The organism is Mycobacterium sp. ACS4054, assembly GCF_001667275.1.
Taxonomy (GTDB): domain Bacteria; phylum Actinomycetota; class Actinomycetes; order Mycobacteriales; family Mycobacteriaceae; genus Mycobacterium.
The window spans coordinates 1-21,218 of the sequence record NZ_LZHV01000071.1; the positions used below are offsets into that span (position 1 = coordinate 1).

At 68.5% G+C, this 21,218-nt stretch carries 24 protein-coding genes and 1 tRNA gene; 15 read left to right on the forward strand and 10 right to left on the reverse strand.

Annotated features, from left to right (window positions below):
- Window positions 1–242: 242 nt before the first annotated feature.
- Window positions 243–947 (forward strand): two-component system response regulator TcrX, encoded by a 705-nt coding sequence (tcrX, locus tag A5730_RS22320; protein WP_055405310.1) that lies wholly within the window; start codon window positions 243–245, stop codon window positions 945–947.
- A gap of 154 nt (window positions 948–1,101) precedes the next feature.
- Window positions 1,102–2,607: a cell wall metabolism sensor histidine kinase WalK gene (locus A5730_RS22325; RefSeq protein WP_067905418.1), complete on the forward strand. Its 1,506-nt coding sequence runs from the start codon at window positions 1,102–1,104 to the stop codon at window positions 2,605–2,607.
- Here the strand turns inward: A5730_RS22325 and A5730_RS22330 are convergent.
- Entirely contained in the window at window positions 2,600–3,076 is a 477-nt protein-coding gene (locus A5730_RS22330; RefSeq protein WP_055405309.1) for a lipoprotein LpqH, read from the reverse strand. The genes A5730_RS22325 and A5730_RS22330 overlap by 8 nt on opposite strands.
- A gap of 162 nt (window positions 3,077–3,238) precedes the next feature.
- On the opposite strand from A5730_RS22330, the gene A5730_RS22335 reads away from it, so the two are divergent.
- Window positions 3,239–5,116 (forward strand): alkyl/aryl-sulfatase, encoded by a 1,878-nt coding sequence (locus tag A5730_RS22335; RefSeq protein ID WP_197506323.1) that lies wholly within the window; start codon window positions 3,239–3,241, stop codon window positions 5,114–5,116.
- Here the strand turns inward: A5730_RS22335 and A5730_RS22340 are convergent.
- Genes A5730_RS22340 through A5730_RS22365 form a run of 6 tightly spaced genes read right to left on the reverse strand, consistent with a single transcriptional unit; the run spans window position 5,106 to window position 10,519 of the window.
- Window positions 5,106–6,077 carry an NADPH:quinone oxidoreductase family protein gene (locus tag A5730_RS22340; RefSeq protein ID WP_067905422.1) on the reverse strand — a complete coding sequence of 324 codons (972 nt, stop codon included), beginning with the start codon at window positions 6,075–6,077 and terminating at the stop codon, window positions 5,106–5,108. The genes A5730_RS22335 and A5730_RS22340 overlap by 11 nt on opposite strands.
- On the reverse strand, window positions 6,077–6,688 hold the full coding sequence (locus A5730_RS22345) for a TetR/AcrR family transcriptional regulator (RefSeq protein WP_067905424.1): 612 nt from the start codon (window positions 6,686–6,688) through the stop codon (window positions 6,077–6,079). The genes A5730_RS22340 and A5730_RS22345 overlap by 1 nt, the downstream gene beginning before the upstream one ends.
- A complete protein-coding gene (locus A5730_RS22350) occupies window positions 6,685–7,992 on the reverse strand; it encodes an acyl-CoA dehydrogenase family protein (RefSeq protein WP_067905426.1) in 1,308 nt (435 codons plus the stop codon). The genes A5730_RS22345 and A5730_RS22350 overlap by 4 nt, the downstream gene beginning before the upstream one ends.
- A 17-nt stretch (window positions 7,993–8,009) precedes the next feature.
- Window positions 8,010–8,774, reverse strand: a complete 765-nt coding sequence (locus tag A5730_RS22355) for an SDR family NAD(P)-dependent oxidoreductase (RefSeq protein ID WP_067905428.1) — start codon at window positions 8,772–8,774, stop codon at window positions 8,010–8,012.
- A 1-nt stretch (window position 8,775) separates the two neighbouring features.
- Window positions 8,776–9,807: a phosphotransferase family protein gene (locus A5730_RS22360; protein WP_067905431.1), complete on the reverse strand. Its 1,032-nt coding sequence runs from the start codon at window positions 9,805–9,807 to the stop codon at window positions 8,776–8,778.
- Between the two features lie 58 nt (window positions 9,808–9,865).
- Entirely contained in the window at window positions 9,866–10,519 is a 654-nt protein-coding gene (locus A5730_RS22365) for a class I SAM-dependent methyltransferase (protein ID WP_067905433.1), read from the reverse strand.
- A gap of 104 nt (window positions 10,520–10,623) precedes the next feature.
- Between A5730_RS22365 and A5730_RS22370 the strand changes: the two genes are divergently transcribed.
- Both A5730_RS22370 and A5730_RS22375 read left to right on the forward strand, forming a co-directional pair.
- A complete protein-coding gene (locus A5730_RS22370; protein ID WP_067905436.1) occupies window positions 10,624–11,232 on the forward strand; it encodes a histidine phosphatase family protein in 609 nt (202 codons plus the stop codon).
- Between the two features lie 9 nt (window positions 11,233–11,241).
- Window positions 11,242–12,288 (forward strand): phosphotransferase family protein, encoded by a 1,047-nt coding sequence (locus tag A5730_RS22375; RefSeq protein WP_067905438.1) that lies wholly within the window; start codon window positions 11,242–11,244, stop codon window positions 12,286–12,288.
- A 4-nt stretch (window positions 12,289–12,292) separates the two neighbouring features.
- On the opposite strand, the gene A5730_RS22380 is transcribed toward A5730_RS22375, so the two are convergent.
- Window positions 12,293–12,640 (reverse strand): lipopolysaccharide assembly LapA domain-containing protein, encoded by a 348-nt coding sequence (locus tag A5730_RS22380; RefSeq protein WP_067905440.1) that lies wholly within the window; start codon window positions 12,638–12,640, stop codon window positions 12,293–12,295.
- A gap of 100 nt (window positions 12,641–12,740) precedes the next feature.
- Here A5730_RS22380 and A5730_RS22385 point away from each other — a divergent pair, with 100 nt between their 5' ends.
- Genes A5730_RS22385 through A5730_RS22405 form a run of 5 tightly spaced genes read left to right on the forward strand, consistent with a single transcriptional unit; the run spans window position 12,741 to window position 16,773 of the window.
- Window positions 12,741–13,688: an ABC transporter substrate-binding protein gene (locus A5730_RS22385; RefSeq protein ID WP_067905442.1), complete on the forward strand. Its 948-nt coding sequence runs from the start codon at window positions 12,741–12,743 to the stop codon at window positions 13,686–13,688.
- Window positions 13,685–14,773 (forward strand): ABC transporter ATP-binding protein, encoded by a 1,089-nt coding sequence (locus A5730_RS22390; protein WP_067905444.1) that lies wholly within the window; start codon window positions 13,685–13,687, stop codon window positions 14,771–14,773. The genes A5730_RS22385 and A5730_RS22390 overlap by 4 nt, the downstream gene beginning before the upstream one ends.
- A 3-nt stretch (window positions 14,774–14,776) precedes the next feature.
- The gene (locus A5730_RS22395) at window positions 14,777–15,463 is read left to right on the forward strand and encodes an ABC transporter permease (protein ID WP_067905446.1); all 687 of its coding nucleotides are present in this window, start codon (window positions 14,777–14,779) and stop codon (window positions 15,461–15,463) included.
- Window positions 15,460–16,173 (forward strand): ABC transporter permease, encoded by a 714-nt coding sequence (locus A5730_RS22400; protein ID WP_067905536.1) that lies wholly within the window; start codon window positions 15,460–15,462, stop codon window positions 16,171–16,173. Before A5730_RS22395 ends, A5730_RS22400 begins: the two co-directional genes overlap by 4 nt.
- Before the next feature lie 45 nt (window positions 16,174–16,218).
- Window positions 16,219–16,773 carry a putative glycolipid-binding domain-containing protein gene (locus A5730_RS22405; RefSeq protein WP_082459870.1) on the forward strand — a complete coding sequence of 185 codons (555 nt, stop codon included), beginning with the start codon at window positions 16,219–16,221 and terminating at the stop codon, window positions 16,771–16,773.
- On the opposite strand, the gene A5730_RS22410 is transcribed toward A5730_RS22405, so the two are convergent.
- Window positions 16,736–17,680 (reverse strand): prephenate dehydrogenase, encoded by a 945-nt coding sequence (locus A5730_RS22410; RefSeq protein ID WP_197506324.1) that lies wholly within the window; start codon window positions 17,678–17,680, stop codon window positions 16,736–16,738. The two genes, A5730_RS22405 and A5730_RS22410, sit on opposite strands and share 38 nt — an antisense overlap.
- Before the next feature lie 142 nt (window positions 17,681–17,822).
- Between A5730_RS22410 and A5730_RS22415 the strand changes: the two genes are divergently transcribed.
- From A5730_RS22415 to A5730_RS22430, 4 genes are all read left to right on the forward strand, one after another.
- On the forward strand, window positions 17,823–18,344 hold the full coding sequence (locus A5730_RS22415) for a tRNA adenosine deaminase-associated protein (RefSeq protein ID WP_066954912.1): 522 nt from the start codon (window positions 17,823–17,825) through the stop codon (window positions 18,342–18,344).
- A 56-nt stretch (window positions 18,345–18,400) separates the two neighbouring features.
- Window positions 18,401–18,859 carry a nucleoside deaminase gene (locus tag A5730_RS22420; protein WP_067905538.1) on the forward strand — a complete coding sequence of 153 codons (459 nt, stop codon included), beginning with the start codon at window positions 18,401–18,403 and terminating at the stop codon, window positions 18,857–18,859.
- A gap of 29 nt (window positions 18,860–18,888) precedes the next feature.
- Window positions 18,889–18,978 (forward strand) — tRNA-Ser (locus tag A5730_RS22425).
- Window positions 18,979–19,104: 126 nt separating this feature from the next.
- Window positions 19,105–19,638, forward strand: a complete 534-nt coding sequence (locus tag A5730_RS22430) for a DinB family protein (RefSeq protein WP_197506319.1) — start codon at window positions 19,105–19,107, stop codon at window positions 19,636–19,638.
- Window positions 19,639–19,658: 20 nt separating this feature from the next.
- On the opposite strand, the gene mtf2 is transcribed toward A5730_RS22430, so the two are convergent.
- A complete protein-coding gene (gene mtf2, locus A5730_RS22435; protein WP_067905542.1) occupies window positions 19,659–20,426 on the reverse strand; it encodes a fatty-acid O-methyltransferase Mtf2 in 768 nt (255 codons plus the stop codon).
- A gap of 242 nt (window positions 20,427–20,668) precedes the next feature.
- Between mtf2 and A5730_RS22440 the strand changes: the two genes are divergently transcribed.
- Window positions 20,669–21,148, forward strand: coding sequence for a CAP domain-containing protein (locus A5730_RS22440; protein WP_197506320.1), 480 nt, complete (start codon window positions 20,669–20,671; stop codon window positions 21,146–21,148).
- The last annotated feature ends 70 nt before the right edge of the window (window positions 21,149–21,218 follow it).

Genomic DNA, 21,218 nt, shown 5'->3' on the forward strand with positions numbered 1-21,218 from the left:
CCTATACCACCCCCTTTGTGTGGGGCCGTTTTTTTTTTTTTTGGGGGGGGGGGGGGGGCCCGCGGGCGCGGCGGTTTATTTTTATTTGCTTCGTGGGGGTTTAACAGGCATCCGGCCTACTGCGGGCCCGCCCCGCGTTTCCCGTTCACAGGTAGCGCAAAGGTAAGCCATAGCCACGGCTCAGCACGGTGCGCATACTGGAACGTGTGACACAGCCGCGAGCGTCCGTCGAGCGGGTTGTCATGTGTCGCGCCGACGGCAATCCGATCAACGTTCTGGTGGTGGACGACGAGTCCGTCTTGGCCGAGATGGTGTCGATGGCGCTGCGGTACGAGGGCTGGAACATCGCCACGGCCAGTGACGGGTCATCGGCTATCGCCGCGGCCCGCGCCCAGCGCCCGGATGTGGTCGTCCTCGATGTGATGCTGCCCGACATGAGCGGGCTCGACGTCCTGCACAAGCTGCGCGAGGAGAACCCCCAGCTGCCGGTGCTCCTGCTGACGGCCAAGGATGCCGTCGAAGACCGCATCGCCGGGTTGACCGCGGGCGGCGACGACTATGTCACCAAACCGTTCAGTATCGAAGAGGTGGTGCTGCGGCTGCGGGCGCTGTTGCGGCGCACCGGCGTGACGACGGTGGACAGCGGCGCGCAACTGGTGGTCGGCGACCTGGTGCTCGACGAGGACAGTCACGAGGTCACCCGCGCCGGCGAGCCGATCGCGTTGACCTCCACCGAATTCGAGTTGCTGCGCTTCATGATGCGCAATTCCAAGCGGGTGCTGAGCAAGGCCCAGATTCTCGACCGGGTGTGGAGTTATGACTTCGGCGGCCGGTCCAACATCGTCGAGCTGTACATCTCGTACCTGCGCAAGAAGATCGACAACGGCCGCGAGCCCATGATCCACACGCTGCGAGGCGCGGGCTATGTCCTCAAGCCCGCCCGCTAGTAGCGATCGCAAGCGCGGCGAAGCCGGGCGCCGCGGGTTGCGACCGTCGAGTAGGAGCAATCGCAAGCGCGGCGAAGCCGGGCGCCGCGGGTCGCGACCGTCGAGTAGGAGCGATCGCAAGCGCGGCGAAGCCGGGCGCCGCGGGTCGCGACCGTTGGCCAGCTCGCGCCGGGTCTGGTCGCTGCGCCTGCGGCTGCTGGTCGGACAGATCGTCGTGCTGGCCATCGTGTGCGTCGGCATCACCGCGGTGACCGAGCTGGCGCTGAACCACCACTTGGTGAAGCAGCTCGACGGCCAACTCGCCGGCACGTCGTTCCGGTCGGCGCTGATGTACCCCGAACCGAACCGGCCGCGGCGCGACCACTCCTACTATCAGCGGCCCGGCCCGGGTCCCCGATTCCTGGACGCCCCCGGTCAGCCGGCCGGCATGGTCGCCGCGGTGGTCAACCACGGCAAGACGGTCGACGCCGGCTACCTCACCAGCAGTGGGACCCGGGCCGCACTGACCTCAACCGCCCAGACCCAACTGGAACAGATCGCCGACAGCCGCGCGCCCGTCACCCTGAACCTGGACGGCCTCGGCCGCTACCGGGTGGTGGCGGCCCCGAGCCGCAACGGCGGCGACATCATCGTCACCGGCCTGTCGATGTCCAACGTCGACGCCACCCTGATCCGGATGCTGATCATCTTCGCGATCGTCACCGTGATAGCGCTGGCGGCCGCGACCATCGCCGGGGTGATCATCATCCGGCGGGCGCTGGCGCCGCTGCGTCGCGTCGCGCAGACCGCGAGCAACGTGGCCGACCTGCCGCTGGACCGCGGTGAGGTCCAGCTGCCGGTCCGGGTCCGCGAATCCGACGCGAACCCGGCCACCGAGGTGGGCCAGCTCGGGTCGGCCCTCAACCGGATGCTCGACCACATCGCGGCCGCGCTGTCGGCGCGGCAGGCGAGCGAGACCCGGGTCCGCCAGTTCGTCGCCGACGCCAGTCACGAACTGCGCACGCCGCTGGCCGCGATCCGCGGCTACACCGAACTCACCCAGCGCATGGACCGCGAAGGGGGAGACCGGGAGGCAATAGCCCACGCGATGAGCCGGGTGGCCTCCGAGACCGAACGGATGACGCGCCTGGTCGAGGACCTGCTGCTATTGGCCCGCCTGGATTCCGGCCGGCCGCTGGAACGCGAACCGGTCGATTTGTCGCGGCTGGCGGTCGACGCGGTCAACGACGCGCACGTCGCCGGAGGCGACCATCAATGGGAGCTCGACCTGCCCGAGGAGCCCGTGATCGTCACGGGTGATGGCGCCCGGCTGCACCAGGTGCTGACCAACCTGCTCGCCAACGCCCGCCTGCACACCGGCGCGGGCACGGTGGTGACCACGCGGTTGAGCACCGAGCCGGCACACACCGTGCTGCAGGTCATCGACAACGGACCCGGCATCCCGGCGGCGTTGCAGTCCGAGGTGTTCGAGCGGTTCGCCCGCGGAGACACCTCGCGTTCACGCAAGGGCGGCAGCACCGGACTGGGTCTGGCAATCGTGTCCGCTGTGGTCAAGGCGCACGACGGCACGATCACGGTAAAAAGTTCACCCGGCCATACCGAGTTCACGGTGCGGTTGCCACTGAACGGGTGGCAACCGCCCGCGAGCTCAGCTAGCTAGAGCAGTTGACGTCGATTTCGAACGGCTTGTTCACCGGTTGCATCGGGTTGGCCATGTCGACCCCGGTGGCTGTGCCGGTGATCTTGTAGCTGTTGCCGTTCTTTTCGGCGGAGGCGTTGCCCTGGCCGGTCCCGGAGGTGTAGCCGAGCGTCACGCCGTTGACGTTGCCCAGCCCAACCGATTTCACCTGGGGCGGGTTGGCGTCGGTGAGCACGGCGGCGATTCCGGTCGCCGCGCCGCCGATCGCGATGTTCACGTTGCCGCCTGCGGTCGTGCACACGACCGAGCCGCTCACGTTCTGGTCCTTGCCGTCGATGAGGACCTTGGTTCCGCTGGCAGCGCCCGCCGAGGTGTTGATGGCCGAACTAGTGCCCGAACCGCCCGAACTCGACTTGTTGCTGGAACAGCCGGAAATACCGGCGGCTAGAACTGCCGCTCCAACCGCCGCGACCATCAGTCCACGCTTCACGTGTTCTCCTTCGCCCGAAAGTTGCGACCCTCGGCATTGAGGGCCGTCTGGGCAGTATGCGGCTTAACTGGACTCAATATCTAGGGTTCGAGGTAATTGTTTGCCTGTTCATTGGTCGGTTGCCAATGAACGCTGTGCGGAATGGCCGCGCAATGGCAATGTATTGGCGTGGAACACAAACGCCCCACCGCGGTCATCGAGGCGGCACACGGCGCGCACGCGCTGCCATTCGAGGACGACGCGGACTTCGACAACGCCGATCGTGGCTTCATCGCCGCCCTGTCGCCGTGCGTCATCAAGGCGGCCGACGGACGGGTGGTGTGGGACAACGACGCCTACGCCTTCCTCGGCGGCCCCGCTCCGACGTCGGTGCACCCCAGCCTGTGGCGGCAGTCGACGCTGGCCGCGAAACAAGGTCTCTACGAAGTGGTTCCGGGCATCTACCAGGTCCGTGGGCTCGACATCTCCAACGTCACGTTCGTCGAAACGGACTCCGGCATCATCGTCATCGACCCGCTGGTCTCCACCGAGGTCGCGGCCGCCGCCCTGGGCCTGTACCGCACGCACCGCGGCGACCGCCCCGTCGTCGCGGTGATCTACACGCACAGCCATGTGGACCATTTCGGCGGCGTCCTGGGCGTCACCTCGCAGGCGGAGGTCGACTCCGGTGCGGTGGCCGTGCTGGCGCCGGAGGGTTTCGTCGAGCACGCCGTGCAGGAGAACGTGTACGCCGGCCCGGCCATGACGCGCCGCGCGACCTACATGTACGGCTCCCTGCTGCCGCGCGGCCCAATGGGCCAGGTGGGCTGCGGGCTGGGTCAGGCCCCGTCCACCGGCGAGGTGGCGATCATCGTCCCGACCATCGACATCCGTGAGACCGGCGAGAAGCACACCATCGACGGCGTGGAGATCGAATTCCAGATGGCGCCCGGCACCGAGGCCCCGGCCGAAATGCATTTCTACTTCCCGGCTTTCCGCGCGCTGTGCATGGCCGAAAACGCCACGCACAACCTGCACAACCTGCTTACGCTGCGCGGCGCGCTGGTGCGCGACCCGCACGCCTGGTCCGGCTACCTCACCGAGGCGATCGACACCTTCGCCGACCGCGCCGACGTGGTGTTCGCCTCCCACCACTGGCCGACCTGGGGCAGGGACAGCATCGTCGAGTTTCTATCCCTGCAACGCGATATGTACGCCTACCTGCACGACCAGACGCTGCGACTGCTCAACCGGGGCTACACCGGGGTGGAGATCGCGGAGATGTTCCGGATGCCGCCCGCGCTCGAACGCGCTTGGCACACCCACGGTTATTACGGGTCGGTCAGCCACAACGTGAAGGCGGTCTACCAGCGCTACATGGGCTGGTTCGACGGCAACCCGGCCCGGTTGTGGCCGCATCCGCCGGAGGCCCTCGCGCCGCGTTACGTCGAGGCGATGGGTGGAATCGACCGGGTCGTGGGCCTGGCTCAGGCGGCGTACGACGCCGGCGACTTTCGTTGGGCGGCAACGCTGCTGGATCACGCGACCTTCGCCGACGACGGGCACGCCGGTGCCCGCGAGCTGTACGCCGACACGCTCGAACAGCTGGCCTACGGCGCGGAGAACGCGACCTGGCGCAACTTCTTCCTCAGCGGCGCAACCGAATTGCGCAGCGGCAACTTCGGCACCGCGGCTCAGGTCGCCTCGCCCACCATGCTGTCCCAGTTGACGCCGGAGCAGATCTTCGACAGCCTCGCCATCCGCGTCGACGGGCCGAGAAGCTGGGATCTCGACGTCGCCATCGATATCGCCTTCGCGGACCTGGCCGTCAACTACCGGCTCACCCTGCGCAACGGGGTGCTGGTGTACCGCAGGGCGGCGGCCGATCCGGAGACGGCCACCGTTACGGTCAAGCTGGACAGCAAGTCTCGGATCCTCACGGCGGCGCTGGGCGACTTCGCCTCGCCCGGCCTGCAGATATCCGGCGACCAGGACGCGCTGCGGGCCTTCTTGGGGGTGCTGGACCAGCCGGACCCGAGCTTCAACATCGTCACGCCGTGACGTCGATGACGACCTTGCCCAGCACCTTGCGGTCCGCCACATGCCGCAGCGCGGCTGCGGTGTCGGACAACGGGAATCGCGCCCCGATGTACGGCCGGATCGTTCCGGCGGCGAACATCTCCGACAATTCCCGCATGTCGCGGACGGCCTCGTCGGGATGGTCGGTCATGAAGGTGCGGATCTCCATGCCGCGCACGCAGATGTCCTTGAGCAGAACGAGGTTCAGCGGGATGGCCGGTATCGTCCCGGCCGCATAGCCCAGCGTGACGAAGGTGCCGCCGCGTGCCAGCGCGCGTAGCGCCGGCTCCGCGTACGGCCCGCCCACCGGGTCGATGACCACCCTGGCGGCGTCGCCGGTGAGCTCGCGGATGCGTGCCTTCAAGTCCTCCCGGTCGTAGTCGACGGTCGCCTCGGCGCCGCGTTGGCGGCAGAGTTCGAGTTTGTCGGGGCTCGACGCCGCGGCGAGCACCCGCGCTTTCAGGGCGACGGCCAGGTCGACGGCGGCCAGATGGACGCCGCCCGCCGCGCCCAGCACGACCACCCAATCCCCTTGCGCCACCGGGGCGGTCGAGCGCAGCGCGTGATACGCGGTGCGGTAGGTGACGCCGAAGGCGGCCGCCGAGGCGAAGTCGGCGTCGTCGGGGACGAGCGTCGCCTGGCTCGCGTCCAGCAGCGCCTGCTCGGCGAACGCCCCGAAAGTGGTTCCGGCGACGCGCTGACCCGGGCGAAACGGCGCGCCGTCGCCGGCGGCAATCACCTCACCGGCGATCTCGTTGCCCGGGATGAACGGCGGCGGGATCTTGACCTGATACTTGCCGGCGATGAACAGGACGTCGGGGAAGTTGACGGCGGCGGCGTGGACGCGCACCAACAGCTGCCCGGGACCGGCCACGGGATCGTCGACATCCTCGAGAACCAGATCTTCCGGGGTGCCATAGGAACGGCAGACGACCGCGCGCATCAACGGACCCCCAGGCCGCGTAGACAGAATTGCACCAGGTGTGCGATGTCGTCGGGCTTCGGCCGGTCGCCCGAGCCCACGTATCGGCGCATCGTCGCCGCCGTGCAACTGAACACGGCGTCCACGTCCCGCTCGACGTCGCTGCTGCCCAGCGCCGCAACGGGTTCGACGAGCAGATCGCGCAGCGGCCGCATCATCTCCTGATCCGCCGCCCGCCAATTCGTGCCGGCCGACATCTGCCCGGCGGCCGCGCGGCTCATGCTGATCAGGTGCGGGTCGGCCACCTGCGCGAGCGTGCCCTCGATCCAGCGCGCGACCTGGTCCCGGGGCTTCGGCTCCTTGGCCATCTGGTGCTCGAGGTAGGAAACCACGATGCCCACCCCGCGTTCCATCACGGCCAGGATGAGTTCGTCCTTGCCGGCGAAATAGCGGTAGAACGCCTTGTTCGACGAGCCGGCCTCGGCGACGATGTCGCTGACCCGCGGCGGTTCGGGCGCAACGCGTTCCATGACGCGCACCGCGGCGGCCAGGATGCGCTCGACCTCTTCGGTGGCTTCGCGCTGGCGGTCGTCGAGCGCCCGCTCGACCGCCGCGGTCACCCTGCTACTCACGGCGAATCGGGCAGCGCCGGAACCCGGTCGATGAGGTCGCGGTACTTGGACCGGGCGGCCTCGCGCCGGATGTCCAGCAGTTCGCTCGGCCATTCGGCGTCCTCGGCCTCGTACCCCTTGAGCAGCAGCCGGGCCAGGTTCACCTTGTGGGCCTCGGTCGGCCCGTCGGCCAGCCCGAGCGCAACCCCGCCGAGCAACACGTTGACCAGCGGCAGCTGATCGGTGGTGCCGAGGGCGCCGTGCACCTGGATCGCGCGCAGCCCAATCGATTTGAGCACCTGCGACGCCAAGATCTTGCACGCGCCGATCTCGGCGCGTGCCGCGTGCTCCCCGGCGGTGTCGATCAGCCATGCCGCGTGCAGTACCGCCAACCGGAACGGCATCAATTCGGTGTAGGAGTCGGCGATGAACGCCTGCACCAGCTGCTTGTCGGCCAGCGAACTACCTTGTGTGAAACGGCTTTTGGCGCGCCGGGCCATCATCTCCACCGCGCGTTGGGCCACCCCGATCGAGCGCATCGCGTGGTGCAGGCGCCCACCGGCGAGCCGGGTCTGCAGGATCATGAAGCCCTGCCCTGCTTCGCCCAGCAGCGCGTCCGACGGCACCCGGACCCCGTCGTAGTGCACCAGCGAGTGCCCGGGCTCGTGCGGCAGCGCGCCGACCAGGTGATGGGTGGCCTCGATGGTCAGCCCCTCGCTACCGGCCGGCACCAGAAAGGTCGAGGCGCCGCGGTGGACGGGCACGTCCGGGTCGGTGATCGCGACGACGATGAAGAAGGACGCGACGGAGGCATTGGAGGAGAAGTACTTTCGCCCGGTGATCACCCAGTCGTCGCCATCACGGAAGGCGCGCGTGCGGAAGACTCGCGGGTCGGCCCCGCCCTGCGGCTCGGTCATCGAAAAGCACGAGAAGATCTCCCCGGACAACAGCCCGGCGAGATAGCGGTCCTTTTGTTCCTGCGTGCCGAAGCGGGCGATGATCTCGGCGTTGCCCGTGTCGGGCGCCTGGGTGCCGAACACGATCGGCGCCCACGGGCTGCGGCCCAGGATTTCGTTGATCAACGTCAGCTTCACCGCGCCGAAGCCCTGGCCACCGAGTTCGGGGCCCAAATGCGGCGCCCACAGGCCCTTGTCGCGGACCTGCTGCTTGAGCGGATCGACGATGCGCCGGCGCTCGTCGTTCAGCGGCAGGAACTCGCAACCCGGGAACAGCACCTCGAGGGGTTCCACCTCCTGGCGGACGAACTCGCGGACCCAGCCGATCTTTTCGGCAAATTCCGGTTCGGTGGAGAAGTCCCAAGACATTCGATCGCTCCTATCTGCTAGGGGATTCCGCCGTCGGCGCGCAGGATGGAGCCGGTGGTGAAACTGGACGCATCGGACGCCAAAAACAGTGCAGCGCCCACGATTTCGGCCGGATCCCCGGCCCGCTGCAGGGCCAGGTGCGCGAACGGCTTGCCGTGGGCCGCCTCGAGGTTCCAGGCCTTGCTCACGTCGGTCAGGAACGGGCCGGCCATCAACGTGTTGACCCGCACCGCCGGCCCGAACGCCTTCGCCAAGGCTTCGGTCATGGCATTGAGGCCGGCCTTGGCGGCGGCATAGGGGACGATGTCGGGTGTCGGGCGCAGCGATCCGGCCGTGCTCACGTTGATGATCGACCCGCGCCCGGCCGCCACCATGCGCTCGCCAACCAGGGCCGACAACCGGAACGGTCCCTTGAGGTTCGGGTTGACGACCGCGTCGAACAGCTTCTCGGTGACGTCGGTCAGCTTGTCGTACAGCGGCGACATGCCGGCGTTGTTGATCAGGGTGTCGACCTTGCCGAACCGGTCATAGGTCGCCTCGACCAAGCCGTCCAGCTGATCCCAGCGGCCCACGTGCACCTGATACGGCATGGCTGCGCGCCCGGTCTCGGCCTCGATCTCCGTGGCGGTGGCCACGCAGTTGTCCATGTTGCGGCTGGCGATCACCACGTCGGCGCCGCAGCGGGCGGCGCCGAACGCCATCTCGCGGCCCAGCCCGCGGCTGCCGCCGGTGACCAGCACCACCCGGTCGGTGAGGTCGAAAAGCCGCTCCGCGTAGGTCATTTCAGTGTGCCCTCGCCAGCTCGGCCGCCGTGGCGATGAGCTGGGGGATCATCGCCCCGAAGGCGCCTTGAATCTTGGAGTCCACCTTGCCGGTTCGCACGCCGGCCGCATAGGTCTTCTCCAGCACGATGCCGAGCTTCCAATTCGCCAGCACCAGGTAATAGTCGATGTTCTCCGTCGACAGCCCGCTGATCCGCTCGTAGTGCTCGAGCAATTCGCCGCGCCTGGGCATGCCGCCCATGTCCAGATAGAATCCGTCGGCGCGGGGCTCCTCTCCGTCGTAGCCCAGCAGGCACCACGCCAGGTCCAGCAGCGGGTCGCCGACCGTCGTCATCTCCCAGTCGACGATCGCGGCCAGTCGCGCCGGCTCCCCGTGCGCGAACATCACGTTGGCGAACTGGTAGTCGCCGTGCATGATGCCCGGCCGGTAATGCGCCGGGCGGTTGTTGCGCAGCCAGTCGGCGGCCTCCTCGAGGCCGGGCAGTTCGCGCACCCTGTAGGCGTCGAGGAAGGCCAGCCAGCGGTCGACCTGCCGCTCGTGGAAGCCGTCCGGGCGGCCGAAACCGTCCAGGCCCTGGGCCCGCCAATCCACCCGGCCCAGCTTGGCGGCGCCCTCGACGAGCTGGAAGGCCAGCCCGCGCCGGGCGGCAAGGTCGGTGTCGAACGGTGGTTGCCAGCCCCCGTCCATCGGGCTCCACCCGTCGATGGCCTGCATGACGTAGAACGGCATGCCGAGCACGGTGCCGGTGTCGTCGGCGGCGATCAGCGCCGCGTGCGGGACGTCGGTGCCGGACAGCGCGCGCACCAAGCGGATCTCGCGCAGCAGGCCGTCGATGCGGGCGGCGTCGGCGCGGGCGCCGGGCATGCGCAACACCATCCGCTCACCGCCGCGGTCGAGCAGATACAGCGTGTTCTGCGAGCCGCCCTTCAGCTGCTCCAGCCGCGGTGGTGCACCGTTTCCCGGGGCGCCGTTTGAGTCCAGCCAGCGGCCAAGCACGCCCGCGTCCAGTTGGGTCTGACCTACCGTCGTCATCCGCACACCCCACTCTCTGCGCGGAGAATAGCATTCTCCGCAGCGTGGGCGGGCCGGATCAGCCCGGCTTGTGGGCGCTGAGCAGAAAGCCCGGCGCCATGAAGTGGCCGTCGCCGTCGTGTTCCAGGTGCGGCAGCGGGTAGTCGGGCGAAGCGTTGCCGTAGACCTTGGCCGGCCGCAGGTCGTCGACCCGCCAGAGCTCCGACACGGCGTCACGCAACTCGGCTTCGGCGAAGCCGCGCGGGCCGCCCTGACTCGCGTCGCCGAGCGCGCCGGTGGCGAAGGCCAGGATGTACAGCGTCGCGCCGGGGGCGGCCGCCCGGAAGATCGACCGCAGGTAATCCTGGCGCCGTTCCGGCGGCAGCGCGTGCAGCAGCCCGCTGTCCAGGACAGTCGAGAAGCGGTCGTCATAGCCGCGGAAGTTGGTGACGTCGGCTTGGGCGAAAGTCGCTGTGGTCAGCCCCCGTTCCGCGGCCGCGGCGGCCGCGGCCTCGATGGCTGTGGCGCTGGCGTCCAGGCCGACCACGGTGTGGCCCCGCTCGGCGAGCGCCAGCGACAGGGCGGCGTGGCCGCAGCCCGCGTCCAGCACGTCGCCGCGGATCTTGCCCTGGTCGATCAGCGCCGCCAGCTCGGGCTGCGGCCGGCCGATGCTCCACGGCGGCGGCGTTTCCTGCCGGTATGCGGCGTCCCAATCCATGCTCGGCCCGGTCATTCGTCCTCCTCGCGATCGGCCTTCCCCTGAGCCCTATTCTGCGGGGGCCCCTCGAGGAGCCTTGAATGAACACGTCGCGCTGAACCACAGACAGGAACGAACACATGCAATTGCTTCTGGTCCGGCACGCGCTGCCGCTGCGCAGCGAACACGGCGAGGGCTCCGACCCGGACCTGTCGGACGAGGGATTGGCGCAGACCGAGCGTCTGCCCAAGGCGCTGGACCGGTTTCCCATTTCCCGGGTGGTGAGCAGCCCGCAGCGGCGCGCGATCCAGACCGCCGAACCGGTGGCGGCGGCGCGGGGGCTCGCCGTCGAGATCGACGACCGGTTCGCCGAATACGATCGCGACCTTCCGCTGTACATCCCCGTCGAGCAGATCCGCCAGGAGATGCCCGAAGAGTGGGCGCGCCTGGCGCAGGGGCATCTGCCCAGCGCGGTCGACGAGGACGCGTTTCTCGCCCGGGTGCGCGCGGCGGTCGACGACCTCGTCGCCTCCGTCGACCCCGAGGACACCGTCGCCGTCTTCAGCCACGGCGGCGTGATCAACGTGCTGCTGCACCAGATCCTGGGGACCGCCCGGCTGCTGTCGTTCCCCGTCGACTACGCGTCGGTGACCCGGCTGCTGTTCTCGCGATCGGGTCAGGCGACGGTGGCGGGGGTCAACGGGGTCGAGCACGTGTGGGACCTGCTGCCGCGAAATCAAAGGTGGTAAACAAGTCCGGTGACTTCAGCTGACCAACTCGAAGGTCTCGACCTGGCCTCGCTGGACTCCTATCTGCGTTCGCTGGGCATCGGACGCGTCGGCGAGCTGCGCGCGGACTTCATCTCCGGTGGCCGATCCAATCTGACCTTCCGCGTCTACGACGACGCGACCAGTTGGCTGGTGCGGCGCCCGCCGCTGCACGGGCTGACCCCGTCGGCCCACGACATGGCCCGCGAGTACCGGGTGGTCGCGGCGCTGCGCGACACGCCCGTTCCGGTGGCGCGCGCGATCGCGCTGTGCGAGGACGACGCGGTGCTGGGGGCGCCGTTCCAGATCGTCGAGTTCGTCGCCGGGCAGGTGGTGCGCCGGCGCGCCCAGCTGGAAGCCTTCAGCCACACCGTCATCGGGGGCTGCGTCGACTCGCTGATCCGGGTCCTGGTCGATTTGCACAGCGTGGACCCCGAGGCCGTCGGCCTGGCCGATTTCGGCAAGCCCAGCGGTTACCTGGAGCGCCAGGTGCGGCGGTGGGGGTCGCAGTGGGCGTTGGTGCGGCTGCCCGACGACCGTCGCGACGCCGATGTCGAGCGCCTGCATTCCGGTCTGCAGCAAGCGATTCCCCGGCAAAGCCGCACGTCGATCGTGCACGGCGACTACCGGATCGACAACACCATTCTGGACGCCGACGACCCGACGAAGGTTCGCGCCGTCGTCGACTGGGAGCTGTCCACCCTCGGGGACCCGCTGTCCGACGCGGCGCTGATGTGCGTCTACCGCGACCCGGCGTTGGACCTGATCGTCAACGCGCAAGCCGCCTGGACGTCGCCGCTGCTGCCGACGGCCGACGAGCTGGCCGACCGGTATTCACTGGTCGCCGGTTTGCCATTGGCGCATTGGGAGTTCTACATGGCGCTGGCGTACTTCAAGCTCGCGATCATCGCCGCCGGCATCGACTTCCGCCGGCGGATGTCGGACCAGGCGCGCGGACTGGACTCCGATCACATGCCGGAGGTCGTGGCGCCGCTGATTTCCCGGGGGCTCGCGGAGCTGGCCAAGCTTCCCGGCTAGGCCACTAGCGCGACGCCGCGTGGTGCTTCTTGGCGGCGCGGCGCAGCTGCAGGATGCGCGCGGTGCCGACGGCGACCGTGATCAGGCCGCCGACCACCGCCGCCAGCAGGATGGCCACCCCCAGCGGCAGACTCCAGTGCCAGCCCAAGAACTGGAACGGCGTCGACGTCGTGTTCTGGGTGATGAAAATCAGCAGCAGGATCAAGATCAAAAAGCCGGCGATCAGGGACGACCACAGCGCACCGGCGCGGGTGAACCCGATGGCCGGTTCCCTGGGTGCCGCACCCGTCGAGGGCGTCGCTGCGTGCTCGCGATGCGGCTGGCTGGGCGAGTCAGGGCTGGGGCTGCTCATAGTGCCATCTTTGTCCCATCCGGCACAGAATGAAACCAAACCGCGCAACCGGCCCGGCGCGCCCCCGCACCGCCGCGATTCTGGCGTTACTGTCGGCGGTATGGGGATGACGTCGCGCGCGCACCGCGCGATCATCCAGGCGGCGGTATGGCTGACGGCGATCTGCGTGCTCGCGGCGTGCAGCAGTTCCGACCCGCTGGGCGCCGAGGTCGGCAGCCCCAAATCCATCGTCGTGGGATCCGGCGACTTCCCGGAGTCGCAAATCATCGCCGAGATCTACGCGCAAGCGTTGCAGGCCAACGGGTTCGAGGTCGGCAGGCGGATGGGCATCGGCAGCCGGGAAACCTACATCCCCGCGCTCAAGGACCACTCGATCGACCTGGTGCCGGAGTACATCGGCAACCTGCTGCTCTACTTCGCACCCCAGTCGACGGCGACCATGCTCGACGCCGTCGAGCTGGAGCTCGACCGCAGGCTGCCCGGCGACCTGTCGATCCTGACCCCGTCGCCGGCCACCGACACTGACACCGTGACCGTGAGCTCCGCAACCGCTAATGCGTGGAAGCTGAAGACAATCGCCGACCTGGCGGCACACTCGGACGACGTGCGGTTCGGGGCGCCCTCGGCGTTCGCGACCCGACCGGCCGGCCTGCCGGGGCTGCGGCAGAAGTACGGACTCGACATCCGGCCGGGCAACTTTGTCGCCATCAACGACGGCGGCGGCGCCGTCACGGTGCGTGCGCTGGTGGAAGGAAGGGTAAACGCCGCGAACATCTTCACGACGTCCCCCGCGATCCCGCAGAACCAACTGGTGGTGCTCGACGACCCCGAGCACAACTTCCTGGCCGGCAACATTGTGCCGCTGGTCAATTCGCAGAAGAAGTCGGACCGCCTCAAGGGGGTGCTGGACGCCGTGTCGGCGAAGCTGACCACCCCCGGGGTGGCCGGACTCAACGCCGCCGTGGCCGGAAACTCAGGCATCGACCCCGACGAGGCGGCACGGAACTGGCTGCGGGACAACGGCTTCAACCACCCAGTCGGCCGATGATCGTCTTCGACAACGTCACCAAGGCCTTCCCCGACGGCACCACCGCGGTGGACCAGCTCAGCCTGGTGGTCCCCAACGGAAAGCTGACGGTATTCGTCGGCTCGTCCGGCAGCGGCAAGACCACCGCGCTGCGGATGGTCAATCGCATGATCGAACCGACGTCGGGCACCATCACCGTCGACGGGGTGGACGTGTCCACCCTGGACCCGGTGCGGCTTCGCCTGGGCATCGGCTACGTCATCCAGCATGCCGGCCTGATGCCGCACCTGCGGGTAATCGACAACGTCGCAACGGTTCCCGTGCTGAAGGGACAGTCGCGGCGGGCGGCCCGCGCCGCCGCCTACGAGGTGCTCGAACGGGTGGGCCTGGACACCAAGCTGGCCACCCGCTACCCCGCCCAGCTGTCCGGCGGTGAGCAACAACGCGTCGGCGTGGCGCGCGCGCTGGCCGCCGACCCGCCCATCATGTTGATGGACGAACCGTTCTCGGCCGTGGACCCGGTGGTGCGCGTCGAGCTGCAGAACGAAATCCTGCGTCTGCAAAGCGAATTGCACAAGACGATCGTGTTCGTCACGCACGACATCGACGAGGCGCTCAAACTGGCCGACCAGGTCGCGGTGTTCCGGTCCGGTTCGCTGCAGCAGTACGACGAGCCCGCCGAAGTGTTGTCGCGGCCGGCCAACGATTTCGTGGCCAGGTTCATCGGTCTCGGCCGCGGCTATCGATGGCTGCAACTCATCGACGCGGCCGGCTTGCCGCGGCACGACGTCACGCGCGTCCCGGCGGACGACCTCCCCGACGCACTTTCCGGCGGGTGGGCGGTGGTCGTGGACGCCGCCGGCATGCCGATCGGTTGGATCGACACCGACGGCCTGCGCCGGCACCGCGGCGGTGCGCCGTTGTCGGACAGCATGAGCGGCATCGGGTCGCTGTTTCGGCCCGGCGGCAATCTCAGCCACGCGCTGGACGCGGCGCTGTCGTCGCCGTCCGGGGTGGGCGTCGCCGTTGACGACGGCGGCCGGGTCATCGGCGGGGTGCTGGCCGGCGACGTGCTGGCCGCAGTGGAAGCCCAACGGCGGGGGTAAGCGATGCGCTACCTGCTCACCCACCTCGACGACGCCTGGGCGCTGCTTGTCGTCCACCTGCGGCTGTCGCTGGTGCCGGTGCTGATCGGCTTGGCGATCGCCGTCCCGCTGGGCGCGGCGGTCCGGCGGGCGCCCGTCGCCCGCCGGCTGACCACGGCAACCGCGAGCGTCGTATTCACCATCCCGTCGCTGGCGCTGTTCGTCGTCCTGCCGATGATCATCGGCACCCGCATCCTCGACGAGGCCAACGTCATGGTGGCGCTGACGGCCTACACCGCGGCGCTGCTGGTGCGGGCGGTCCTCGAGGCGCTGGACGCGGTGCCGGCGCAGGTGCGCGACGCCGCCACCGCGGTCGGCTACCCGCCGATCACCCGGATGCTGAAAGTCGAACTGCCGCTGTCGATTCCGGTGCTGGTGGCCGGGCTGCGGGTGGTGGTGGTCACCAACATCGCGATGGTGTCGGTGGGTTCGGTGATCGGCATCGGCGGCCTGGGCACCTGGTTCACCGAGGGCTACCAGACCAACAAGAGCGATCAGATTCTCGCCGGCATCATCGCGCTGTTCCTGCTCGCGGTCGTCATCGACGCGCTGCTCGTGGTCGCCGGGAAACTGGTCACGCCGTGGGAACGCGCGGCGCGCGCGCCGTGGCGGCGCTCGGTGGTGGCCCCGATCGTGGGCGGCGCGCGATGAACTTCGTGCAGCACGCCATCTCCTACCTGTTGACCGCCGACAACTGGACCGGCCCGGTCGGGCTCGCCGCGCGCGTCTTGGAGCACCTGGAATACACGACCATCGCGGTGGGCGCCTCGGCGCTGATCGCCGTCCCCGCCGGGCTCGTCATCGGGCACACCGGGCGCGGCACGCTGCTGGTCGTTGGGGCGGTCAACGGGTTACGCGCCCTGCCGACGCTGGGCGTGCTGCTGCTCGGGACGCTGCTGTTCGGGCTCGGGATGGGGCCGCCACTGGTCGCCCTGATGCTGCTGGGTGTCCCGGCGCTGCTGGCCGGCACCTATGCGGGGATCGCCAACGTCGACCCGACCGTGGTCGACGCCGCCCGCGCGATGGGCATGACGGAGGTCCAGGTGCTGCGGGTGGAGGCGCGCAACGCGCTGCCGTTGATCCTGGGTGGGTTGCGCAGCGCCACGCTGCAGGTGGTCGCCACCGCGACGGTCGCGGCCTACGGGAGTCTGGGCGGGCTGGGCAGGTACCTGATCGACGGGATCAAGGAGCGCGAGTTCCATCTGGCCCTGGTCGGCGCGTTGATGGTGGCCGTGTTGGCGCTGGCGCTCGACGGGCTGCTGGCGTTGGCGGTGTGGGCGTCGGCGCCGGGCACCGGTCGACTGCGCCACACTTATCGGACACTTCCCGCACGCTTCGCGGGCACGATTTACGGTAGATGAGTGAACGCAGATTCCCCTGATTCGACTCGGCGCGTGTGGCAGGCGATGCTCACCTGGCGTGCACAGGACGTATCGCGGATGGAATCGGTACGAATCCAGGTGTCCGGCAAGAGAATCAAGGCCAACGGCCGCATCGTTGCCGCGGCCACCGCGACCAACCCGGCGTTCGGCGCGTACTACGACCTGCAGACCGACGAGACCGGTGCCACCAAGCGGCTCGGCATGACCGTCACGCTCGCCGAGCGGGAACGCGTGCTGTCCATCGCGCGTGACGAAGAGAACATGTGGCTGGTCACCGACCACCAGGGCGAGCACCGCGCGGGGTACAACGGCGCGCTCGACTGCGACGTGGTGTTCAGCCCGTTCTTCAACGCGCTGCCCATCCGGCGGCGCGGCCTGCACGAGCAGGCGGAGTCGGTGACGCTGCCGGTGGTGTACGTCAACCTGCCCGACATGTCCATCACCCCAGACGTCGTGAGCTACACCAGCTCGGGCGGCCTCGAGGGCATCAAGCTGCGCTCCCCGGTCGCCGACACCACGGTCAGCGTCGACGAAGAGGGGTTCATCGTCGACTATCCAGGGTTGGCAGAGCGGATCTGATCACCCCGCCGGCCCGGCCGGCGGCGGCCAGCTCCTCACGCCAGTTTTCGGCGCCGATGACGACGTGGAAGACGTCGGATCGCGGGAAGCTGTCGTAGCGCGTCCGGGCGGCGTGGCCCGCCTCGACGAGTTCGGCCACCGAGTTGTTCTCCACCAGCGACTCGCGGGCCCGGCTCAACAGCTCGATGACCCGGTCCACGGCCGGCACCAGGTGATCCGCGTTGCCCTCGGACATCGCCCGAACCAGGTCCGGGGCGGTGGCCGCCACCCGCGTCCCATCGCGGAAGGACCCGGCGGCCAGCGCGAACGCCAGCGGGACCTCCCCGGCGATGACCGCCAGCGCCTCGGCGAGCAGGTGCGGCAGGTGCGAGATGGCGGCCGCCGCGGCGTCGTGGTCGTCCGACTTGGCCGGCACCACCACCGCGCCGCAGTCCAGCGCCAACGCCATCACCATCGACCACACCGCCGGATCGACGTGGTCGTCCACGCTGAGCACCCAGGGCGCCCCGGTGAACAGCCCGGGGTGGCCGGCGGCCCAGCCGGAGTGCGCGGTGCCCGCCATCGGGTGGCCGCCGACGAAGCGTTCCTGCAGACCGGCCGCGGCGACCTCGTCGAGCACCGCTTTCTTGACGCTGGTGACATCGGTCAGCGGGCAGGCCGGCGCGAGTTCGGCGATGTGGGCGAGCATGCCGGCCATCGCCGGCATCGGCACCGCCAGGACGATCAGCGCGCCGGTGTCGGCGGCGCGGCTCAGCGTCGCGGTCAGGTCGGTGGTCGCGTCGAAACCGTCGGCGGCGGCTCCCTGCGCGCCCTCCACCGACCGGTTGTAGCCGAACACTTCTCGGCCCGCCGCGGTGGCGGCGCGCATGATCGACCCCCCGATCAGGCCCAACCCGAGCACGCACACCGGTGTTTGAGAAGCAGGGCTAGCCACAGACCTAAGGTTGGCACAAACCGGTGGCGGGGGTGCGCCCAGATGTTGCCGCGGCGCCCGGTTCGTCTCGCGCCGTCTGGTCAGGGGGCCTGTTCTGCGACTACCGTAAGCGGCCATGGGAGCACAACGAGCCCCAGCCCAAGGGCTGTCCGCCGATACGCCGGACGGTTTCGGCGTAGCGGTCGTGCGCGAAGAGGGCCAGTGGCGATGCTCTCCAATGGCCCGTAAATCGCTGCTGAGCCTCAAGGCCGCCGAGACGGAGCTGCGGGAATTGCGCAGCGCCGGCGCCGTCTTCGGGCTGCTCGACGTGGACGACGAATTTTTCGTGATCGTGCGCCCCGCGCCGTCGGGAACGCGGCTGCTGTTGTCGGACGCCACCGCCGCACTGGATTACGACATCGCCGCCGAGGTGCTGGACAAGCTGGACGCCGACATCGACCCCGAAGACCTGGAGGATTCCGACCCCTTCGAGGAGGGCGACCTCGGCTTGCTGTCCGACATCGGGCTGCCCGAGGCGGTGCTGGGGGTCATTCTCGACGAGGCCGACCTGTACGCGGACGAGCAGCTGGGCCGCATCGCGCGGGAGATGGGTTTCGCCGACCAGCTGTCGGCCGTGATCGACCGCATCGGTCGGTGATCGCAAGCGCGGCGGAGCCGGGCGCAGCGGGTCGCCGCCATCAAACCCGGTCGGTGATCGCGAGCGACGAGGATCTGATCCGCGCCGCGTTGGCGGTCGCCGCGACTGCGGGCCCCCGCGACGTGCCCATCGGCGCGGTGGTGGTCGGCGCCGACGGCACCGAGCTGGCCCGCGCGGTCAACGCCCGCGAAGCCCTGGGCGATCCCACCGCACACGCCGAGATCCTGGCGCTGCGCGCGGCGGCGGGCGCCCTCGGCGACGGCTGGCGGCTGGAGGGCGCCACGCTGGCCGTCACCGTCGAACCGTGCACCATGTGCGCCGGCGCGCTGGTCCTGGCCCGCGTCGGCCGACTGGTGTTCGGGGCGTGGGAGCCGAAGACGGGCGCGGTCGGGTCGCTGTGGGACGTGGTGCGCGATCGGCGGCTCAATCATCGGCCGGAAGTGCGCGGCGGGGTGCTCGCCGACGAGTGCGCCGCACCGCTGGAGGCCTTCTTCGCCCGCCAGCGATTGGGGTAAGCGGCCAACGGTTCGGTAAGCTGCTCGGCGGTGGCGTGTCCGAGCGGCCTAAGGAGCACGCCTCGAAAGCGTGTGACGGCTAACACCGTCCGAGGGTTCAAATCCCTCCGCCACCGCCATCACCGCCGGAGTACGTTGCGGCTCCGCCGGATGAATTTCCATCGCTCGTGAGGCTGTCGGCATGCCCAACGCGACTGATCGGACGATGATGAAGGTGATCGCGTCACGCAAACCCTAGGCAAGACATGCCGCAGTCAATCGATCGCAACACGATCGCCGCCGATCTCGAACGAGCCCGCATCGACTTCCACCGTCTCATCGCGATGGCCGACGACGATGATTGGAGCAAGCCCACCAACGGAACCAGGTGGAACAACGAGCAATTGTTGTTTCACATGGTGTTCGGATACATGGTGGTGCAACGCCTGCTGTTGCTGGTGCGCGTATTCGACCGGCTTCCCGACGCGGTCAGCCGAGGCTTCGCCCGGATGCTGAATGCGACGACGCCGGCGTTTCATGCGGTCAACTTTCATGGATCGCGGCTCGCCGCTTGCGTCTACAACCGGAAACGGATGGCTGCCAAGCTGGACCGGATAATCGAATCGCTACAACGGTCGCTTCGTCGAGCGCCAGACGACGCCTTCAAACGCGGCATGCACTATCCCGAACACTGGGATCCCTACTTCCACGACTTCATGACGTTGGAGGATGTTTACCGCTACCCCGGTCAGCACTACGACCATCACCGGCGACAGCTGACACTGACGAACTTGCGTTGAACCTCGGCCCAGCGGCCTCATCACTTCTGTAAGCAGTACATCCGGTAATCCGTCACGCCCCCACTTTGCAGGCTCTGATGCGTTTTCCACACCAGCTGGTAGCCAGGGACCAACGCGAAGCCGTGCGCGAATGCCGGCACGATGGCGTCCATAAACGCCTTCCACCAGTGCGAGTTCTTCTCCATGCCGCGCGCGACCTCTGCATTGATCAGGCGCTGCGAGAGCATCCGCATCGGCGCGTTGGCCAACTGCGCCTCCCATGCGGCGATGCCGCCCGTGAATCGGAAGTCGGCGTACAGAAGATGTCCCCCCGGTCGCAGCACACGCGCCACCTCGGTGAGGAATCGCGGGAATTCGGCGTACAGGTGCGAGGATTCGATGTTGATCACCGCGTCGAAGGATTCGTCGGGGAACGGCAGATCCTCGGCGTCACCTTGCACGAAGTCCAGTCCGGCCACCCTGTGCCTTTCTCGGCAGAAGGCGATGCCGGCTGGGTTCAAATCCATTCCGGTGTATGAAGCCGGGTGCAGGGCGCGCGTGAGGTATGACGCCCCACCGCCATGCCCGCAGCCGACCTCGAGCACCTGCTTGCCGTTGAGATCCACCTGGGTCGCCACGCGGCGATAGAGCTGAATAAAGAACCGGTTGGGCTCGTCGGACGGAGACAGGGGGACGCCCATCGGGGGATCCTCTTCGTACCCGTAATTGAGAAATACGACGTCGTCCGAGGCAAGCCGGTGGGTCAGATACCGGTACAGGAATCTGTTGTGGAACTCCCGAGCAAGCATCACGTACGTCTCGTTGGCCTTGCCGACGAGAAGCCGAGAAAAGCCGCGCTCCTGGCTCTTCAGCGCCCCCATTTGCGGAGCATAGCTCGGTGGCTGCAGCAAAGTCCGGTTTTCGTCAAGTGGGACCGACCGAATCCGGCATCTGCCCGTGCATTGAATGATCGCCATGAGTGGCCAAGGTCGGTCCGCCGTGGATAGCATCTACTCACGGATAACTGCAAAGCGCGCAGCAAGAGGCTTACATGACGAAGAAAGTCGAGATTGTCGCGGTCTTCTCGCTTTGTGTTGCCCTGGTGCCGATTCCGGGCGGTATTGCTGAATCCGTCGCGCGCGCAGACGATTTCGGTACGGCGCTGTACAGCGGTGTCAACGGACTTCGTCAGCCTTGCGGGCCACTCGCGGACGACCCGCGGCTGCGGGCGGCGGCGCAGCGGCACGCCGACGATCTGCTGCACACCGGTCTGAGTGGGCACATCGGATCGGATGGTTCTTCGCCGCAGACGCGCATCGCGGACGCCGGCTACACCGGATCGCATGCCACGGGGGAGATCGTCTATTGGGGCACCGGATCGGCAGCGAATCCCGCCCAGGCACTTGACTCGTGGATGCACAGCCCCCCGCACCGGGGGCTGATCGTGAATTGTGCTTTCACCACGAGCGGCTTCGCCACCGCCTCGGACGGCAACAAGATGACCGCGGTGGGCGATTTCGCGGCTCTCTAAAGTCATTGGTTTGGAAGCTGTTTCGTGGCTCGTTTCTGCGCTCTCGATCAAACGGTGACATAGAGTCGAG

Coding starts and splice junctions, on each gene's coding strand:
- A5730_RS22385 (WP_067905442.1), top strand. CDS start 12,741: ATGGGGATGACGTCGCGCGCGCACCGCGCGATCATCCAGGCGGCGGTA.
- A5730_RS22440 (WP_197506320.1), top strand. CDS start 20,669: ATGACGAAGAAAGTCGAGATTGTCGCGGTCTTCTCGCTTTGTGTTGCC.
- A5730_RS22390 (WP_067905444.1), top strand. CDS start 13,685: ATGATCGTCTTCGACAACGTCACCAAGGCCTTCCCCGACGGCACCACC.
- A5730_RS22355 (WP_067905428.1), bottom strand. CDS start 8,774: ATGACCTACGCGGAGCGGCTTTTCGACCTCACCGACCGGGTGGTGCTG.
- A5730_RS22405 (WP_082459870.1), top strand. CDS start 16,219: ATGCTCACCTGGCGTGCACAGGACGTATCGCGGATGGAATCGGTACGA.
- mtf2 (WP_067905542.1), bottom strand. CDS start 20,426: ATGCTTGCTCGGGAGTTCCACAACAGATTCCTGTACCGGTATCTGACC.
- A5730_RS22360 (WP_067905431.1), bottom strand. CDS start 9,807: ATGACGACGGTAGGTCAGACCCAACTGGACGCGGGCGTGCTTGGCCGC.
- A5730_RS22380 (WP_067905440.1), bottom strand. CDS start 12,640: ATGAGCAGCCCCAGCCCTGACTCGCCCAGCCAGCCGCATCGCGAGCAC.
- A5730_RS22370 (WP_067905436.1), top strand. CDS start 10,624: ATGCAATTGCTTCTGGTCCGGCACGCGCTGCCGCTGCGCAGCGAACAC.
- A5730_RS22400 (WP_067905536.1), top strand. CDS start 15,460: ATGAACTTCGTGCAGCACGCCATCTCCTACCTGTTGACCGCCGACAAC.
- A5730_RS22340 (WP_067905422.1), bottom strand. CDS start 6,077: ATGCGCGCGGTCGTCTGCCGTTCCTATGGCACCCCGGAAGATCTGGTT.
- A5730_RS22350 (WP_067905426.1), bottom strand. CDS start 7,992: ATGTCTTGGGACTTCTCCACCGAACCGGAATTTGCCGAAAAGATCGGC.
- tcrX (WP_055405310.1), top strand. CDS start 243: ATGTGTCGCGCCGACGGCAATCCGATCAACGTTCTGGTGGTGGACGAC.
- A5730_RS22395 (WP_067905446.1), top strand. CDS start 14,777: ATGCGCTACCTGCTCACCCACCTCGACGACGCCTGGGCGCTGCTTGTC.
- A5730_RS22415 (WP_066954912.1), top strand. CDS start 17,823: ATGGGAGCACAACGAGCCCCAGCCCAAGGGCTGTCCGCCGATACGCCG.
- A5730_RS22365 (WP_067905433.1), bottom strand. CDS start 10,519: ATGACCGGGCCGAGCATGGATTGGGACGCCGCATACCGGCAGGAAACG.
- A5730_RS22430 (WP_197506319.1), top strand. CDS start 19,105: ATGCCGCAGTCAATCGATCGCAACACGATCGCCGCCGATCTCGAACGA.